Source organism: Streptomyces sp. NPDC002156, from assembly GCF_053593675.1.
In genome coordinates, this window is the sequence record NZ_JBSFDA010000107.1 from 14311 (window position 1) to 34262 (window position 19952).

At 73.3% G+C, this 19952-nt stretch carries 1 protein-coding gene; it reads left to right on the forward strand.

Annotation, left to right across the window (positions count from 1 at the left end):
* Positions 1–4: 4 nt before the first annotated feature.
* On the forward strand, positions 5–19952 hold a 19948-nt coding region (locus tag ACWCRB_RS33320; protein ID WP_450999617.1), incomplete at its 3' end, for a lonely Cys domain-containing protein.

Below are 19952 nucleotides of genomic sequence, written 5' to 3' on the forward strand. Positions count from 1 at the left end.
GGACATGGAGGAGATCAACTTTCCGCACGAGGTGGCGGAACTCCTGAAGTACGTGCTGGGCATCACGCCCATCACCGCCAGGGAGAACCTCGCGTACGACAGCCGTGTCGTCTACTCCGACCTTGCCAAGCGGCTCCGCGCCTTCCGGGACAGGATCAACCTGCATGTGCAGGAGGCCGCCCAGGCCCTCCCCCCGGACGTGGCCGACCCGTACGTCGAGGGGCTCTCGCTGCTCACCGGCAACAACGGGACGGGCGTCGACTACCTGGAGATGCTCGCCCAGTTCCTCGACGACGCCGCCGACGGCCAGGTCGACATCTCCCGCAACATCCAGCAGGCCAAGTGGGAGATCATCGCCGAGTGCATCATGTTCATCTCGGAGATGGCGCTGCTGGCGGCGCTGGCCTTCTTCACCGGCGGGACGTCGCTGACCCAGGCCTGGATCCTGCGGGCGCGGACCACCCTGTCGATCCTCATCATCATCGACCGGCTGTCCCGGATCACCCACCTCGGGCCCAGCCTCACCGAGGGCATCCAGGAAGCCTTCATGACCCTCGTGGTCAACCTCATGCAGGTATGGCTCAACACGGGCGACCGCCAGGTCACCGGCGTCAACGTGATGAACGTCGTCAAGTCGTTCGTGTTCGGCGTCATCGCGGGCGGCGTCATCAGCGTGTTCGGGTCGCTGGGTAACTTCTTCAAGAACGTCGGCGCCAAGTTCTTCAAGGGCGACCTGCCGCGCGACCTCGGCAAGTTCGACGTGGACCTCCCCACTCCGGGCGGCCACTCGAACGGCAACTTCAACATCAGGAACGCGCCCGGCTGGGCGGTCGACGTGGGCATCAGCGGCGCGGCCGAGGGCCTTGGCGAGGGGGTCGCCGAGACGCTCTTCAACGGCATCTTCATGAACCAGTGGACCTTCAGCTGGGGCACGGTGCTGTACGGCACGACCAGCGGGATCATCGGCGCAGTGGTGGGCGGGGGCCTCGCCGCCGGGGCGCTGGCGCTGCGGGCCAAGTTCTTCCCGCCGAAGATCCCGCCGGGCGGGGTGAACGACGCGAACACGTTCCGCAACAACATGGACAGCGGCTGGAGCGGCGACCGTGACGGGACGGGCGCGAACCGCCCCGTTTCCGGCTCCGGTTCCGGCACCGGCTCGGTACCGCTGACCGACGGGGGGCCCGCCTCCGGGAACTTCACGGGGGGCCTGGACACCACCCCGCCGGTGCAGACGCCACTGCCGACCCCGCCGGTGTCCACGCCGCCGGTGACCACCCCGCCGGTCATCGTGCCTACGAGCAGCGGCAGTTCGGCGCACAGCGGGTCCACGGGTCGTATCGACGGCACCGACAGCACCGGCCGTTCGAGCGGATCGGGCACGTCCTCCGTCCTCCCGGACGGGACCTCGTCGTCCGGCTTCGGCAGCTCCCTCCCGCTCCAGTCCGCCGGCGGGTTGCCCGCCTCGGCCCTGAACACCATTGGCGCCTCCCGTGCGGTCCTGTCCTCCGGGATCTCGCCGTACCGCTCGGAGAGCTCGTTCGTCGAGGCGTACGAGGACGAGTCGAGCGGTGGGTACAACAACACCTCTGGCACGCCCCTGGCCGACACCCCGGCCGTCACACCCACCACCACCCCTGCCGACCTCCCGGCCGTCACCCCCGCCACCGTCCCGAGCAGCATCCCCACCAGCGGCCAGACCCCCACCGGGTGGGACAGCGTCCGCAACCAGACCGACCCGGCACAACGCGACGCCGGGCAGGACGAGTTCGACACCGAGGAGACCCCGGCGGACCTCCCCGCCGTCACCCCGGGCACCACGCCCGCCACCACCCCGGCCACCACCCCGCACAGCCCCGCCACCGGCCAGAACCCCGCCGGTTGGGAGGGCAACCGCAGCCAGACCGACCCGACGCAGCGCGACAACGAGCAGGACCGGGCCGACGGCGAGACCGAGCCCGGGGCCGAGTCCGACGTCGAGAACACCTTTGCCGACGCCCCGACCACCGCACCCGCCGTCACACCCCCCGTCACCCCGGCCACCCTCCCGAGCAGCTCCGCCACCGCCGGCCACCACCCGCCCGGCTGGGACAGTGCCCGCGCCCAGGCCGACACGGTGCGGCGCGACCACACCTGGCAGCAGCAGCCCGACACCGAACCCGACCCCGCCGACACCCCGGCGGACATCCCCTCGGCGGTGGCGCCGGAGCAGCACGGCTCCGCCTCGTTCGAGGTGCGGCGCTTCGTCTTCGAGGGCCGACCGGTCACGGACCTGACCATCGAGGTGGCGTTCACCTCCGGCGGCACCGGGACCACCGACGGCACCCTGACCGACGCCGAACGGGAAACGGCCTGGTCGGAGCTGGTCGACGGCGTGGACGCGCTGTTCCACACCCCCGCGATCCAGCTGCCCGACGGCGACCTGCTGCACATCACCCTCGTACCGGCCACCGCCGCCCCGTACGTCACCCTGGACCTCGCCGCGACGCCCGCCGAGCCAGCCCGCCAGCTCGCCCAGCGCGTCGGGCTGGACCCCCGCAGCCCGGCGGCCGTCGCCGGGGCGATCGGCCCCCTCCCGGCGCTCGCCCTCGCCCCGGCCCAGGCACCCGAACCGGGCCCCGCGCGGCCCACTCCCACCGCGTCGGGGCCCCTGCCCACGACCCGGGTACCGGCACCTGCGGATGCGGGGGGCGGGGCGCCTGCGGCGGGCCTGCACCCCACCCCGCCCCTTCCCGAAGTGACCTATGCGGCTCCGCCGCGTGACGGGGAGACCCCGGACCCCGGACGCCCTACGGGCGTGCCCTCAAACGCCGGGCAGGCTGAAGAACCAGCCTCGCCGGCGTTTGAGCCACGCGGCACCGCCGACCGCCCGGCCACCGGCATCGGCCCGTTGGACGCTGCCGGGCTGCTGGCCCTGGCCAAGCAGCTGGTCGCCACCGCGCGTGCGGAGGGCCCGGCCGCGCCGGACTGCCTGCCGCTGCTGCGCTCGCTCCGCAACGCCCTCTTCCCCGGGGGCGTACGCCCGGCCCGCAGCCTGGACGAGTCCGACCTCCGCCAGGACCCCTCCGAAGCCGGCCTCGTCCCCGGCCCCGGGTGGCAGCAGGCCGGCCACTGGGACCGCGTGCTCGACGTTCTACGCGCGCAGGGCCCCGGCACGGTCGCGCTGATCCTCGCCCGCCGCCCCGGCGACCAGCAAGGACACGCCTGGGCCGCCTACCGGCCACTCAGCGCCGACCACCAGGGCAGCGCCGAACCCGTCTGGATCGAACTCCAGGCACCCGACGGAGAACAGCTCACCACCCCACCCGATCTCTCGGCAGCCGACGCCCGGATCGTGATCCTCGACGCCACCGGCCAGGTCGTCACCGACCCGCTCCCGCCCTTCACCCCGTCCACCTCCACCGCCCACAGCATCCTCGACCTCAACCCCTCCACCCACCGCGACTACGGCACCCTCGGCACCTCGCCGGACCCGAACAACCTGAGCCGCATCCTGGCCGGGGCCACCCCCACCGTGGACTCGGACTCGGACCTGGAGTCGGGCTCGGACTCGGAGTCGGACGCCGAGAACTCGGACGCCGAAGACTCGAACAGCGACCTCGACGCCGACGTCCGCACGGTCCTGGACCGGCTCTGGTCCCAGGACCCGGAGCACGGCCAAGGCCCCCTGGACGAAGACACCGTGGCCCGGCAGGTGCTCCACCTGCCCGCCGACGCCCCGGTCGACGACGCCGTACGGGCCGAACTGACCGCCCTCGTACGGGACGCCGTCGCCGAGAAGCGCGCCCGCAACCTCGCCGCGCTGGGCGCCCACCACGTCCGTACCACCGGAGCCCCCACCACCGGGCGGCCGATCTTCCTCAACGGGACCGAGGAACCCGGCCGCAACTGGACCTCGCTGCCCACCCTCGACCTCGACACCACACAGGTGGTCGACCCGCCGGGAGGACCGACCACCCCGCCGACCAAGGCTCCGTGGAACGGAACCCCCCTGACCCTGGCGGCGTCCACCGGCGGCCCGAACAGTGTGAACGTGCCCTGGCCCAGCGGCGAGCCCCGCCCGATGAGCATGGCGGAGGTCACCGAATACCTCCGCGTGGAACTCGAAGGCCTCCCCGACAGCACGGAGATCCTGCTCGCCTGGCCCAACTCCGGCGACGGCGGACTCCACCCCGTACGCCTGATGGCACACCAACTCGGCAAGACCCTCTGGGTGAACACCGGCCCCCTGGCGCCACGCCCCGCACCGACCGGCACGGGCACCACAGCCGGGTACACCGAACGCCGCATCCTGACCGGGTTCGGCGAGCCCGGAAACCCCATCGGCGACTGGTTCCCCGTCCACCCCGACGAACTGCTCGACTCCGACTCCGAATCCGATGCCGACTCCGACGCCGACTCCGACGAACTGCTCGGCTCCGACTCCGAATCCGACCCGGACGACGTACCCGAGCCGTGGGAAGCCAGGTGGGCAACCCGGACCATCGTCTCCACCGACCACAAGCGCGGCGGCCGGACGTCCTTCCCACCGGACGAGCCCGGCCTGGAGAACAGGTACAGCCACTACCGCCATCTGCAGGACTTCAAGGGGACGTTCCACGTCAACCCCGTGACCGACCGCGTCGTCGGCCGGCTGAGCCCCCCGTCGAAGGCGAGGTACTTCTACGACGGTCACGGCAGCCCCGAGGGCATGGACGTGGTGCTGGACGACGGCAGCGTCATCACCGTGCCCGCGAAGAGCTTTGCCGGGGCCCTGTCCCGGCGGCCCAGCGTGCGAGAACTCACCAGGGAGAGCGAAGAACGAGTCGGCCGGGGCGAAACGCCGCTGGAGATGTTCATCGGGCCCTGCTACTCCGACGCCGCCTCGGACCTGCCCCAGGAGGTGTCCGGGGACGCCGCTCCCGAGCCGTTCGTCCTCGACCGGCTGGAGACCGTCTCCCCGACCCAGCACGCGGCGAACCGGACCCGCCTGATCATGGACTCCGTCGGCAACCGGCCCACCACGACCGTGCAGATCGGCGACGACTACCTGCACGGCCTGCTGACCGATGTGCGGGGCCGGCCGGGGCGGCGGGAGAAGCGCTGGCCCGAGCCGAAGACCGCCGAACTCGCCGACCGGGCCCGGACCGCCGGTCTGCACACCGACCCCGGCAAGGTCTCCCGTGAGAACCGGGACGCCGCGCTGCGCCTGGTCCGGGCGCTGCGCGAGGTCTTCGGACAGGACATCGACACCCACGCCGGATATCCGACCCTGTTGGCCGAGATCGGTGCCCTGGAACTGCTGCGGCGCGCGGACCTCGGCCTGTCCCGGGTCGCCCCGCACTTCACCATGGAGCTGCTGGAACGGGTCGTGCGCGCCGACCACCAGGTCCGGACGGGTTCCGCGCCGTCCGCCCTGACGACGGAGGACTTCAGGCACGCCCTGACGCGTGCCCTCGCCACCCGGCAGCAGGCAGCAGCGGACGCGGCGGCAGCGGCGGCGGCGGGACTCGCTCCCCCACCGGCTCCGGTGCTCTCCACCTTCGCGCCCATGCCCCTGGTCATGCAGGTCGCGCGGCAGCTCGGCAGCCCCAGCAACCGCCGTGTCCTGTCGGTGCTGAGCATGGATCCGAGCGGTGCCCCCGCGCTGTCGAGCACCCAGCGCTCAAAGTACTTCTGGACCCAGGTCCGGACCGAGGAGGTGTACGAACGCCAGCCGGACGTGCCCGCCTTCGAGGCCCGCGTCCTGCACCTCGCACAACCCGACCCGTCCGCATCCGCCCGCGCACGCTGGGCGGTGGCCAAGGCCCTGGCCGCCGGCCGTGACCCGTACGACATCGACGCGCTCGCCGCCGCCCAGCTGGAGTTCGAGGGCCTGCTCGAGGACAGCACCCTGATCACCGGCGAGGGCACGGCGGGCGGCCGGGACCACGCCGGGCCGCCGGACCAGGCCCGCGAGGTCGACCTGGACCAGTGGCTGGTGCCGTCCACCACCCCCGGATCCCCCGCGCCCACCCTCATGGACACGCCGTGGGGGTCGGCGCTGCTGGCCACCGCGGAGGCCCTGGGCAACGGGCGGCTGCGGATCCGGCAGCCGGGCGGGCCCTGGTACGGGGTGTCCGAGGAGGAGTACGTCGAACTGCTGGCCCGCGACCCCGAGATCTACGGCGAGGGGCTGGACGTTCCCCTGGTGCTGGGGATCTCGGAGGTCGGCACGCTCAACCCCGCGCTGCCGGGGAAGGTGCTGCGCGGGCTGGGCCGCGAGATCTGGTTCACCAGAGGCCCGTTCGGCCTGACTCACGACGGACCGGACGCCCCGTTCCGGATCGACACCACCCCGGAGACCGCCGAAGCCTGGCATCAGCTGGACCCGAAGACCGGGTCGGACCACCCGGTCAGGACTGTCACTCCCCCCGGCACGGCGGCCCCATCCGGCGCACCCGGCCCGTCCGGCCCGAACACCCTGTCCCGGATCCTGGCCGGGGCGACACCCGCCGAGTCCACCACGACCGCCCCCGCACCGCCCAGGGCGACCCTGGCCCTGCCCGCCCCGCTCGGCACCGCACCGCCCACGCCCGCACCCGGTCTGCCCGGCCCCATGACGCCCGCACCGGCACGGGGCTCCCGGCGCCGGAGCGCACGCCCGGCACCGGTCCTGGCCCCGGCACCGGTCTCCGACCCCGTACGGGATCTGCTGGCCTATCTCTGGTCCCTGGACCCGGCACGCGGCCGAGGCCCCCTGGACCTGGCCGCCGCGGCCCGCCAGGTGCTGCACCTGCCCGCCGACGCCCCGGTCGACAACACCGTACGGGCCGAACTGACCGCCCTCGTACGGGACGCCGTCGCCCAGGGCCGCGCCGGCAACCTCGCCGCGCTGGGCGCCCACCACGTCCGTACCGCCGGAGCCGTCTCCAGCCTGTCGCTCGACAACGGCCACGGGACCGGTGTGAACCTCGGCTCCGCCACCGGCGACCTCGCCACCTACACGGTGGGCAGCAAGCCGCTCGACGGCCGGGCCACCTACTTCCGCGCCCCCTGGACAGACACACCCCTGGTGGCACTGGGCGACCTCGCCGACTCCCGGGGCGTCCAGGTGCCCTGGCCCGGCCGCGGCCGGCAGAACATGCCCTTCGAGGAGGTCGTCGAGTACCTCGTCGCGGAGGCGGAGAAGCTGCCCGCCGACCGGTCGATCGTGCTGGCCTGGCCCGGCTCCGGCGACCTGGCCCTGCAAGCGGCCGAGCTGCTGTCCTGGCGCACGGACCGGGAGGTGTGGTCGTACACCGCCGACCTCGCCCCGACGACCGACCCGGACACCGGCCGGCGCTACCTGACCGGGCTGGAAGGGCCCGGCAGGCCGCTGGGCGACTGGGTGCGCAGCCTGCCGGCCGACTACCGGCCCCCGGCGGCAGCCCCGGCGCCGGCACCGGCCACCCCGGCCGCCGCCGGGCCGACCGCTTCCACCACAACCACCACCGGGCCGGAGAGCCGCCCGAAGAACCGCCCGGCGGACGCGCCGGACAGCATCTCTTCCTTCAGCTCGTCCATGCCGTCCAACCCGAACGACCTGAGCCGGCCCCTGACCTGGGCGACCCCTACCGGGGAGACCGCCGGCACGCGGACGCCGGATGCCGGGAGCCCGGCCCCGGACCTGGCCCCGGCCCTGGACCTGGACTCGGGCTCGGGCTCGGGCTCGGACGCCGGGGACGCGAGCCCCGGCCTCGACGCCGACGTCCGCACCGTCCTGGACCGGCTCTGGTCCCAGGACCCGGTACAGGGTCAGCGCCCCCTGAACCAGGACACCGTGGCCCGCAAGGTCCTGCACCTGCCCGCCGGCACCCCGGTGGACAACGCCGTCCGGGCCGAACTGACCGCCCTGGTACGGGACGCGGCGGAGAAGGGCCTGGACACCAGCTTTCCCGCGCTGGGCGCCCACCACTTCCGTACCGCCGCAGCCAGCCGGCCCCTCAAGCTCAACGGCACCGAGGCACCGGGCCACAACTGGACCTCGCTGCCCGACCTCGACCTCGACGTCACGCGGATAGAGCAGCGGCCGCCGGGACGGCCCGCCACGGTGACGGACGCTCCTTGGAAGGGCGTTCCGCTCACGCTGGCGTCGGACGAGGGCGGACCCGAACATGTCCAGGTGCCGTGGCCCGGCGGCGGCCACCGCACGATGCACATGCTGGAGATCGTCGAATACCTCGCCGTGGAAGCGGAAAGCCTGCCCGTCGGCACGAAGATCCTGCTGGCCTGGCCCGGATCCGGCAATGGCGGACTCCGCATGGCACGCCTGGCCGCACACCGGACCGGCATGACCGTCTGGGTCAACACCGGCCCCGTGACAGCCGACGCCCCACCGGCCGGCAACGGTCAGGGCAATCCCGCGGCCACCACCGGGCCGACCGGCCCCCGCGTCCTGACCAGCGCCGGCGAACCCGGACAGCCCATCGGCGACTGGCTGCCCGTCCACCCCGACGAACTCAACGACCCCGACCCGGCCGACCAGCCCGAGTGGTGGGAAGCCCAGTGGGCGACCCGCGCCATCGTCACCCCCGACCACCAGAACATCGGCACATCGTCCCTCACCCCGAACGAACCCGGCCTGGACAGCAGGTACGAGGATCTGCGCCAACTGCCGTACTACACGGGGATATACCACTGGCACCCCGTGACGGAGCAGTTGGTGTTCGCGTCAAGCTTCCTGCCGGACGCGGACTACTACTTCTACAGCCACAGCACCCCCGGCAGCGTCGATGTGGCGCTGCTCGACGGCAGCTTCGCCGCCGTGTCAGCGGAGAGTTTCGCCAGGGGCCTGTCCCGACGGCACAGCGTGCGCAACCTCACCAAGGCCAGCGAAGAAGCGGTCGCCCAGGGCAAACGCCCGAAGACGCTGTTTTTCGGGCCCTGCTTCGGCGACGCGGCCACGAACCTGCCCAAGGGTGTGGTGTGGGGCGCCGCCGCCCCCGACACGTTCGTCCTCGACCGGTTGGCGACCATCTCCCCCACCAAGCACGTGGCGAACCTGACCCGCATGATCGTCAAGTCCAACGGCACCCGGATCAGCCTCAATGTCACCGACCCCGACACCGGCGGCTACGCCCACGGTATGGCGACCGATGTGCAGGGCCGGCCGGCACAGGTGGAAACCCGCTGGCCGGAGCCGCTACCCCCCGAACTCGCCGAACGCGCCCGGACGGCCGGCCTGCACACCGGGCCCGACCCGGTCCTCGACACCGACCTGGACGCCACGCTGCGCCTGGTGCGGGCGCTGCGCGAAGTCTTCGGCGAGGAGGTGGACACCCTCTCCCACTATCCGACGCTGCTGGCGGCGATCGGCGCCCTGGAGCTGGCGCGGCGGGCGGACCCGGCGCTGTCCACGGCCGTCCCGCACTTCACCATGGGGCTGCTGGAACGGGTCGTACACGCCGACCAGACCTTCCAGCTCAAAACCGCACCGTCCGCCCTGAAGCCGGATGACTACGCGGACACCTTGCTCCGGGTGCTCACTGTCCACCGTTACTCGGCCTCGGCACCGGCCTCGGCCTCGGCCTCGGCACCGGCACCGGCACCGGCACCGGCACCGGCTCTCAAACTCTCCGACGTCGTTGCCCTGCCCCATGTACTGCAGGTCGCACGGCAGTACGGCAACCCCGCCGACGACCAGGTCCGGTCGGTGCTGGGCCTGGATCCCAACACTTCCTCCAAGCCCACGAGCCAGCAACTCTCGGACTACTTCTGGACCCAGGTCCGGACCCAGGATGTGTACGACGCCCAGCCCGACCGGGACGCCTTCGAGGCCCGGATCCTGCACCTCGCGCAGCCCGACCCCCAGCAGTCCGAGGCCGCACGCCTGACGGTGGCCAGGGCCCTGGCCACCGGGTGGAACGCGTCCGACGTCAACGCACTCGCCGCCGCCCACCTTCAGTTCGAGGGCCTGCTCGGGACGGACACCCGGATCACCGGTGTGGGCACGCTGGGTGGCCGCAACCTCGGCGGGCTGGACCTGGCCCGCGAGGTGAACATGGGAAAGTGGCTGGTGCCGTCCACCACCCCCGGGGACCCGACCCCTTCGGTCGTGGACACGCCGTGGCAGGAGGCAACACCGCTGCTGGCCACCGCGGTGGCCCTCGGCAATGGCATGCTGCGGGTAGGCCCGCCCGGCGGACCCATGTACACCATCACCGAGGACGAGTACGTCGAACTGCTGGCCCGTGACCCCGAGATCTACAACAAGCCGCTGCACGTGGGGCTGGTCCTGGGCATATCACAGGTCGGCCTGCTCAACCCGGACCTGCCACCCAAGCTGATGAAGAAGCTGGGCCGGGAAATCGTGTTCACGAAGGGCCCCTTCGCCCTGAAGCGCGACAAGAAGGATGAACCGCCCAAAATTGACACCACGGCGCTCGCGGCCGGCACCTGGGAAATCCTCCAACCCGGAGCGGCACGTGGCTCCGCCATGACCTTCCGGGCCTACAGCTCACCGGGCCCGTCCGGGAATTCGTCCGGCCCGAACACCCTGAGCCGGATCCTGACCGGGGCGACACGGGTCAACCCCATAACGAACGCGCCGGCACCGGCCACGCGGACGCCGCGCACCCCGCCGCCGGCGTCGGCCCCGGCTCCCGCCCCGGCCCCGGCACCCGTCCCCGCGCTGGACGACGACGTGCAGCAGGTGCTGGACCGGCTCTGGTCCCAGGACCCGGTACGCGGCCGGACCCCTCTGAACCAGGACGCCCTGGACGCCGTGGCCCGCCAGGTGCTGCACCTGCCCGCCGACGCCGAGGTGGACAACGCCGTACGGGCCGAACTGACCGCCCTCGTACGGGACGCCGTCGCCGAGAAGCGCGCCGGCAGCCTCGCCGCGCTGGGCGCCCACCACTTCCGTACCGCCGGCGCCGGCGGCCCCACCGTCACGGTCAACGACGACACCGGGCGCGCCGTGAACTGGAGCCTCTTCTCCGGCGACATCGACACCACCCTGGTGGCGGGCAGGAAGCTCGACGGCCAGGTCACCTACACCCGCGCTCCGTGGACGGACACGCCCTTGCTGGTGCTGGGCGATCTCGGTGACGACAGGAGCGTCCAGGTGCCCTGGCCCGGCGGCGGCCGGCGGACCATGCCGCTCGACGAGATCGTCGAGTACCTCGTCGTCGAGGCGGAGAAGCTGCCCGCCGGCCGGAAGATCGCGCTGGCCTGGCCCGGCTCCGGCGACCTGGACCTGAAGGCGGCCGAACTGCTGTCCTGGCGCACGCAACGGACGGTGTTGTCGTACAGCGCCGACCTCGCGCCGAGGACCGATCCGGACACCGGCCACCAGTACCTGACCGGGCAGGCGCAGCCCGACAACCCGCTGGGCGACTGGGTGCGCAGCCTGCCGACCGACTACCGCGCCCCGGACCCCACCGACCCGCCGTACTGGTGGGAATCCCTGTGGCGCACCCGCGCCGTCGTCGACGCCGACCACCAGCGGAACGGCCGGTCGTCGTTCCACCACACCGAGGAACTGGCCCACAAGCGCGCCGACGACCAGCGCAACCTCCCGAAGGACAGGGAGATATGGCACTACAACCCGGCGACCGGGCTGATCGTGGACGGGCCCGAGTCGGTCCCGAACGCGGACTACGACCTCTTCGCGCACGGCCGTCCGCACAAGGTCGACGTGCCCCTTGTCGGCGGCAGCACCATCACCGTTCCCATGGAGGAGTACGCCAACGCGCTGCGTCGGCGGAACAGCGTGCGCCGGCTCATGGAGAAGAGCCGGGAAGACGTACGCAGGGGCCTGCCGCCCCGCAGGCTGAACTTCGCTCCCTGCTTCGGCGACGCCGTCTCCGACCTGCCCGACGACTGGTTCCAGGACGCCGCGCCCCCGCCGTTCGCCCTCGACCCGCTGGCGGACCTCTCCAACGCGCAGATCCTGGCGAACAAGTCCCGCCTGAGGATTCCCACCGGTGGCGACCGGACAACTGCCACCATCATGTCCGGATGGGGGCCCCTTGTCGTGCTGTACACCGATGTGGAGGGTGGGCCGGGCAGAGTACGGGAGCGCCACCCGGAGCCGACAGCGGCGGAGCTGGACGCCCGGGCCCGGGCGGCGGGGCTGCACCGGGGCACGAAGCCGGTCTCCGACGCCGACCGGGCGGAAGCGCTCCGGCTGGAGTGGGCCCTGCGCGAGGTCTTCGGCGACGACGTGTACCTGCGCCCCCCTTTCCCGGCCCTGCTGGCGTCGATCGGCGCCCTGGAACTGATGCGGCGCGCGGACCCCGTCCTGTCACAGGCCGCCCCGCACTTCACGCTGGACCTGCTGTACCGGGTCACCTCCGCGTACAACACCGCGCCGGGCGCCCCTCCCGGCCCCACGACGCCACAGGACATCGAGGGGGCACTGCACGCGGCGGCGCAGGCCTGGCACTCCAGGGGCACGGCCCTCTCGGCGTTCGTGGACCTGCCGGAGGTGATGGCGGTCGCCGGGCGGACGGGCCCGTCCGGCACGTCGGACGACGACATCCGCAGGGTGCTGGGCCTCGACCCGTCGACCGAGGTGGACAGCATCCACCGGTCCAAGTACTTCTGGGTCCAGGTCGTGACCGAGGAGGTGTACGCCTTCCACGCCGACGGGGCCGACCGGGCCGCCTTCGAGGCCCGGATCCTGCACCCGCAGCCCACCCCCGCACAGGCCGGCCCCGCACAGCCGGATCCGGCGCGGTCCGCCGAGGCCCGGTCGCTGGTGGCCAGGGCCATCGCCACCGGGCACAACGCGGGCAGCGTCGACGCGCTGGCAGCCGCCTCCTTCGAGAACAACGGGTTCCTGGACGACGGCACCCGGATCCCCGCCACGGACCAGGTGGCGGGCGGGCGGAACTTCGCCGGCACGCCGTTCCCCAACGGGATCGACGCCGGCGTGGTCAGGATCTCGGACACCGACATCGACTGGGCACCGTGGCAGACCGAGACGAGCCCCCTCCCGCTGGTCGTCACCGGGGAGGCCCTGGGCAACGGACTGGTGCGGCTGCGCGACCCGAGCGCCCCGAACGGCCCCTCGTTCACGATCCACGAGGACGAACTCGTCCAAGTGCTCACCCGCGACCCCGAAGTGTTCTCCCATGAACTGACGGTGCCGCTGGTCCTGGCGATGGACAAGGTCGGCCTCCTCAACCCGGAGCTGCCCGGCAAGCTGCTGCACAGCCTCGGACGGCCGATTCCCTACACCGACGGCGACGTCACCTGGACCCGCCCGGACGGCCCGGCCGACACCCGTCCGGTGATCATCGACATGACGGCGCCGGGCGCCGGCCCCTGGCACTACCGCAGCCATCACCCGGCCCCTACCCACGCCCCGACGGCTGCCCCGACAAGCGCCCCGTCGACTCCGGTCACGCTGTCCGGCGGCAGCACACCGGGGCGGGCGCGTACGTACGCGCCCCCTTCGGCGGGACTGCCGGCGCCGGCCGGTACGGAGACGCCGGTGCCACCCGCCCGTACGGAGACGACGGAACCGCCGGTGCGGACCGTGCCGCCGCCCGCTGCCGAGACGGCGGAACCGCCGGTGGCGCCGGAACCGCCGGTGCAGCCGGAACCGCCGGTGGCGCCGGTCCGTACCGAGACGGAGCCCCTGCCCGTACCCGTACCCATGCTGACCGTCACTCCCCCGGCGGAGGACGGCGACCCCGCCGCGCCCGCGGCCCGGACCGTGCCCGAAGCCCCCGGCAACCGGATCGACGAGGAGCTGGAGGCCCGCCGCCCGGCCCGGGTGGATCTCGGGATGCTGCCGCCGGGTACGGGGCACGGGCCGAGCGTCTTCAGCGACGGGAGCCGGCTGCCCGGCTACCTGGACGGGCTGCTGCCGCTGCCCGTCGACCTGGAGGACGTGCTGCCGCTGCCCGCCGGAACCGGCACCGGCACCGACGCGGAGGCCCTCACCGACGCCCTCACCGACCTCGGCCCCGACCCCGAACCCGAACAGTTCGTCATCGGCTCGGAGAGCGCCGTCCTGCGCGGCACCGGGCAGACGGCGGACACCATCCTCGCCCGGCTGGACGGGTCCCCGGAGACCCGGCCCACCCAGCAGCCCGTACGGAAGCGCAGACCCCGCCCCGGGGCACCGGCCGGCACGCTGGACGAGCGGCTGCGCCAGGCGCTGAGGTCCGACCCCCGGCCCTTCTTCCAGCGCGAGGGCCACCGCTTCACGTACACCACAGAGTCGGGCCGGGTCCGCATCCTGTACGTCAAGGCCCGCACGTACGCGGACTGGGAGCGGTTCTCGGACGGCGAGAACGCGGCGGGCGCGGCCAACGCGGTCAAGGTCGACAGCGCGCACCGCCTCGTCTCCACCACCGGCACCGCCGAAGTGGTCGCCGAGACGCGGCTGCTCGGCCCCGGCATCCCGCTCGGCCCGCCGTCCTGGCCGGTCGCCCCGTTCGGCCGGGGCACCGGGCGGGTCGGCCGGCACCGGGGTGTCGTCTTCGTGGCCCACGACCAGGTGACGAGCCAGGCCGAGACGCGGCACGCCGACGGCTCCCATCTGCACCTGGACGACGTGTACTTCGACATCCGGGTCGCCGACAACGAGCACGAGATCCCGGCCCGCCCGGGTGTCCTCGGCACCCGTTGGCGGGCCCGGCCCGCGCTGGAGCGACTCGCCGAGTACACCTCCGGGTTCGGGGTGCGCAAGGGTCTCGCGCTGCGCCTGCCGGACAGCCTGACCAGCGAGTGGACCAAGCCCCCGCTGCGGGCCCCCGCCGAGATGCGGCTGGGGCCCGGCTCGGACTACCGCCTCGTCCGTACCGAGGGCTACGCCTCCGTCGAGGACATCCACGCCTGGGCGGTGGACCGGCTCGGCGTCGTGCCGGAATCCACCGCGCACACCGCACTCGACAAGCTCTTCACCCCGGAGTCCATGAAGCGGATGTCGGGGCGGACGAGCAGGTCCATGGTGGTGAGCGAGCCGCTGTACGCCGACGACAGGCACCGCACCCCGCTGGGCGCCTTCACCATCCGGGTCGAGCCCGGCAGGGCCGTACCCGCGAAGGAGAGCGACCGGGCCGCCATCTGGGACATAGGCCAGACGACGATCAAGAACGAGCGCAAGCAGACCAAGGCGTGGTTCAAGGAGGTGGTCTTCGCCCTCGGCCCCTCGATCACCGGCAACCCGCTGGCCTGGCTCGGCGACCTCTTCGGCTGGGAGTCGGCCCGGCTGCGGGCCCAGTTCGGCCCCACCGCCCGTTACGGGCACACCTCGGGGCGCACCACGATGACCGGCGGCTCGGCCGCCGACAAGTCGATGGGCGCCGCGAAGGAGGTGCCCACCGTCGAGTACAAGGTCGAGAAGATCGTCTACGTGCAGAAGACGGGTGACCCCGAGCCGACGCGGTTCGTGACGTGGAGCCTGGACCGGATGACGGTCACCGAGGCCCGGCGGCTGGCCGGCTGGGACGACGGGACCGCCCTGCGCGGGGCGAGCGGCGCGGAGCCGTACGCCCCGGCCTTCCTGACCCAGGACAACCCGCCGACGCTCGGGGGGAGCCGGGTGGAGCAGTTCCTCCACGCGGACGGGCGTTACACCAACCCGGTGGCGGTGGCGGGGACGACGGCGGGGACGACGGCCGAGACCACGGCTGGGACGACGGCCGAGACCACGGCTGGGACGACGGCGGGGACGACGGACACCACGGCCGCGACCACCGACCGGCCCGCCCCGCCCGCACCGTCCACGACCACCGCCCCCGCGCCCCAAACGCCCACGACCACGGCGCCCACCACCGACCCCGCCGACCCCGCCGACCCCGACGCGCCCGACCCGGCCAACCTCGCCGTCCTGTTCACCACCGACCCGCCCGCTCCCACCCCCGCCCCCGCCCCGGAAGTCACCTTCCTGGACGCCGCCACCGACCGGGTCCTCACCGTGCTCGCCGCCAAGTACCCGACCATGGTGGCCCGGCTCCCCGACCTCGGCGACCCGAAGAAGTTCCGCAGCATCGCCGTCTACAACGCCGTCCTGCAGAACACCACCACCGTGATCAACGCCCTCACCCACCACACGCTGGCCGGCAACCTCAAGGAGGCCGTCCCGCAGAGTCTCGACCTGGCCCTGCTGGAGCCGGGCCGGTTCACCCACACGTACCGCCACATCCGGCTGGACGTGGCACTGACCGACCGCCGCTACGAGGGCACCCAGAACGACCTCGGCCTCACCCACACCGTCATCGGCACCAGCAGGGCGGACGGCTCCCGGCAGGCAACCCAGACCGCCGAGGCCGGCTTCGAGTTCACCCTCTCCTCCCGCAACACGGCCACCGACAGCGAGGGCCGCCCGGCCAACGCGGTCACCACGCAGGCCGGTTTCCAGGCGGGGAAGCAGCGCCAGGACAACACCGCGTACGGGATGACCGCTTCGTACGAGATCGAGCACGCCCGCCCGGCGCCCTCACACCTCTTCTCCTACGACCTGCGGCTGACCGTCAGCTCCAGCGGCTACTGGCGGTTCCGGGGGCTCCTCCGGGGCATCGTCACGCTCGGTCTGCTGGGCACCGAACTGTTCGGGTTCTGGCCGCAGCCCACCGTCGACCTGATCGGCGGCACGGCCGGCGACCCGATCACCGGACGGGTGCTGCTCAGCGTCTCCGACGCCGAGATCCCGGACCGCGACCCGCACGCCGACGGGGCCGTCAACCCGTACCGGCCCACCGAACCGGCCGAGACCACCGTGCTGGATCCGGCCAGGGCCCGGCGGCTCACCACCGGCCTGCTCACCGACGAGGACCGGGAAGACGAGGACCGGGAACCGGGGCAGCCGCCCACCCACCCGGACCGGTCCCCTGGCCTGCTGCACGACCAGCCCCACGAGACCCTCGCCGTGCTGGCCACCGGGGGCACCCCCGGCCTGGTGGACCAGGCGCTGCGGGACGCCTCCAAGGGCTTCGGCGACCGGCTGCTGGGCCGCGAGAACCCCAAGGGCGCCTGGCAGTTGACCCAGCAGGGGGCGCCCGCCCACGAAGCCTCCGTACGCCCCCACCGGCCGCAGTACCTGGCCGCCGAGTTCGACCAGGCCTCGGGCCCGATGGGCTCCCGGGTGACCGGCCTGTGGGGCAAGGGCCCGTACGTCGACTGGCTGGCGACCGTCGTCCACCAGGTGCGGGTCACCGGGCTGCACGCACTGGGCCGTCCGGTGCCGGTGGCGACCACCAACACGGTCAAGTCGTCGACTCAGGCGGGCGGTTCGTCGGTCAGGACGCACTTCAAGCAGGTCGGCGGCACCTTCCTGTACGGCCACTCGCACCCCGAGGCGAGCGTGGGCACGTACGGCTTCGTGCTGCGGCCCTGGAAGCGCGGCCGGGGCCGGACCATCACCACCACCCGCTCGGTCACCTCGGGCCTGGGCCTGGTGATCGGCGGCATGCACGTACTGACGTCCGGCGACGCGGCGCACGAAGTCGCCGCGTCGGTACGGACCACGGGCCTGCTGCGGTCGCTCGGCCGCTATGTGCCGGGCGTGCCCTACGGCACCGCCGGCCGGCGGCAGTCGGTGCCGGGCGGCTGGCTGGGCTACCTGCCCGAGCGCGTCGCGCACCGGCTGGGCCTGCTCAAGGACCACCTGGGCCCCGGACCCGAGTACGACCGTCTCCCGTGGCGCCAGCACGACTGGTTCCGCTCCCGGCCGTTCGCCGCGTATCCGGTCAACACCCTCGACGCCTCCAAGGTGTTGGCCGGCATCGACCGCCAACTCCGGGACCTGGGCATCGACGACCCGGGCCGGGAGAGCGTCCAGCACCTGCTGTCGGGCCGGATCACCCGGGCGCTGCGCCGCGAGCTCGCGGGCTCCGGCGCCTCGTTGCCCGTCCGCGTCGGCGGCCCCGGCTGGCGCACCATCCGGATCGGGGGCCGCTCGGTGCGGGTCCGCGCGGAGCTGGTGCCGGACGAGGTCGGCCAGGAGTTCGTCGGCCTGTGGCCGGGCACCGAGACCGAGGACGGTCGGGTCGCCACCACCGTCCTCACCACCGGCGTCAGCCAGACCCGGGGGAGCGACATCGGCACCCTCGTCACCGAGAACCTCCACACCGGGAACGCCGTCGCGCCCGCCGCCGGGCCGTCGTTCAAGGAGACCGGCTCGACCCGGCAGCACGTGTCCTCGGAGCAGTCCGCGACCCATGCGAAGAACTGGAAGGCCGTCTCCAAGGGGCCGCACGCGGAGTTCCGGACGCGGTACCGGTTGCGGGTGACGCTGGAGCTGGGGACGAAGCGGGGGGAGGCGCCTGCGGCGGGCTTGTTCCCCACCCCGCCCCTTCCCGACACCGGGGCTCCGCCCCAGACCCCGGTACGCCCTTCGGGCGTGCCCTCAAACGCCGGGCAGGCTGAAATACCGAACCCCCGCCACCGCCTCCTCGTGGAGGAGGAGATCGGCTCGATCACCGACTTCGTCCCGGTGAGCCTGATCCGCCCCGGCACCCTGCCGAGCACGGGTACGGGTACAGGTACGGACACCGGCACCGGCACGGACGCCGGCACGGACACGGCCCCCGCCCCCGACCCCCTCCGCCCCCCGGAACCCACCCTCCCCACCCCCCGCCTCACCGTCCTCACCGGCGAAGCCAACCCCCTGCGAACCCAGGACCCCGCCGCCGCCATCACCGCCTGGGCCGCCATCCCCCACCCGGACGGCACAACCCGCCCCTTCCAGCTACCGGCAAACGGCATCCACGTCCGCGACGTCATCGGCGACGACCGCGTCCGCGCCGCCTCCACCGTCGCGCTCGCCAAGGCGTACGACAAGCGCCTGGGCAGCGCGGACGGCGCCCTGACCGGCGACCAGCTGGAACAGACACTCGTCCAGGCCATGCGCACCCCCCTCACCGCCGAGGGCACCGCCGCCGCCCAGACGCTGGAGGACGGGTCGGGGCCGGGGCCGCTCAGCGCGTTCTTCCACGAGACCTCCCCCGAGTGGGGCGGCTACCGTACCGACGGCCTCACCGAGAACACCCTCACCGACCGCTCCTCCGCCGCCCTCGTCCTCTACACCCGCCCCGACCTCACCGCGGCCACCCTGCTCGCGGTCGCCGACGACACGGGGCTGGAGGCGCCCGAGCAGTACGTGTTCAGCACGGCCTCCGACGGTTCGCAGGGCACCACCCAGGACACCCTCATCGGCGGCACGCCCATCCTGCGGTCGGACGCCATCGGCGCGGCCAACCCGGTCGTCAGCGGCACCGGCGCCGACACCGCCGACGACGACGGCCAGGCGGTGGGCCAGGAGGTCGCGTACCAGGAGAACATCAAGCCGGCGCGGAGCCGGGCCTTCCTGTTCGCCGTCCCGACCACGTGGCTGGCCGTCGCCGAGGTGGACCGGCAGTTCAAGGACGGCACCGTCGCCACCTGGGTCCGCGACCACCTGGGCGGCAGCCTCGGCCGCAAGCCCGAGGGCGGCGCCGTCGAGGCCGAGACCCTGGTCGTCGCGTGGATCCGCGAGGACGTGGCCCGGAACCTCGGTCTGATCACCGACACCAACTTCCCCACCCGGGTCGGCGAAGCCTGGGACCAGGTCACGAAGGCGGCCACGACGTGGACGGAGGCGGACGCGGAGTACCTGGCGCTGCGCCGCGAGATCCCCGAGCTGCGGGAGGCCGTCGCGAAGGCGATCTTGGTCCGGTCGCGGGCCCGCAGAGGGCGCAGGGACGCGGAGCAGGTTGCCCGCAGGGAGTACGCCGAGGCGGAACGCGCGTACGACCTGGCGGTGTCGGCCGCTGCCGAGGCGGCGGCCGTGCGGGTGCCGGCCGCCGGTACGGCCCCCGCCGCCGGTGCCGCCCCGGACCCGTCCGCGGACTTCGCCGACCGGCTCCGGGCCGCCACCGCCCTGGTCACCCAGGCCCGCGCGGAGGTCAAGGAGGCGCTCCTCGAACTCCTCGTCACCTCCCGGGCCCCGGTCGGCGAGGACGGCCCCCTCGCCGCCGGCTTCGCGGCCGCCGAGGCGCGGGTCGCGACGGCCCGGG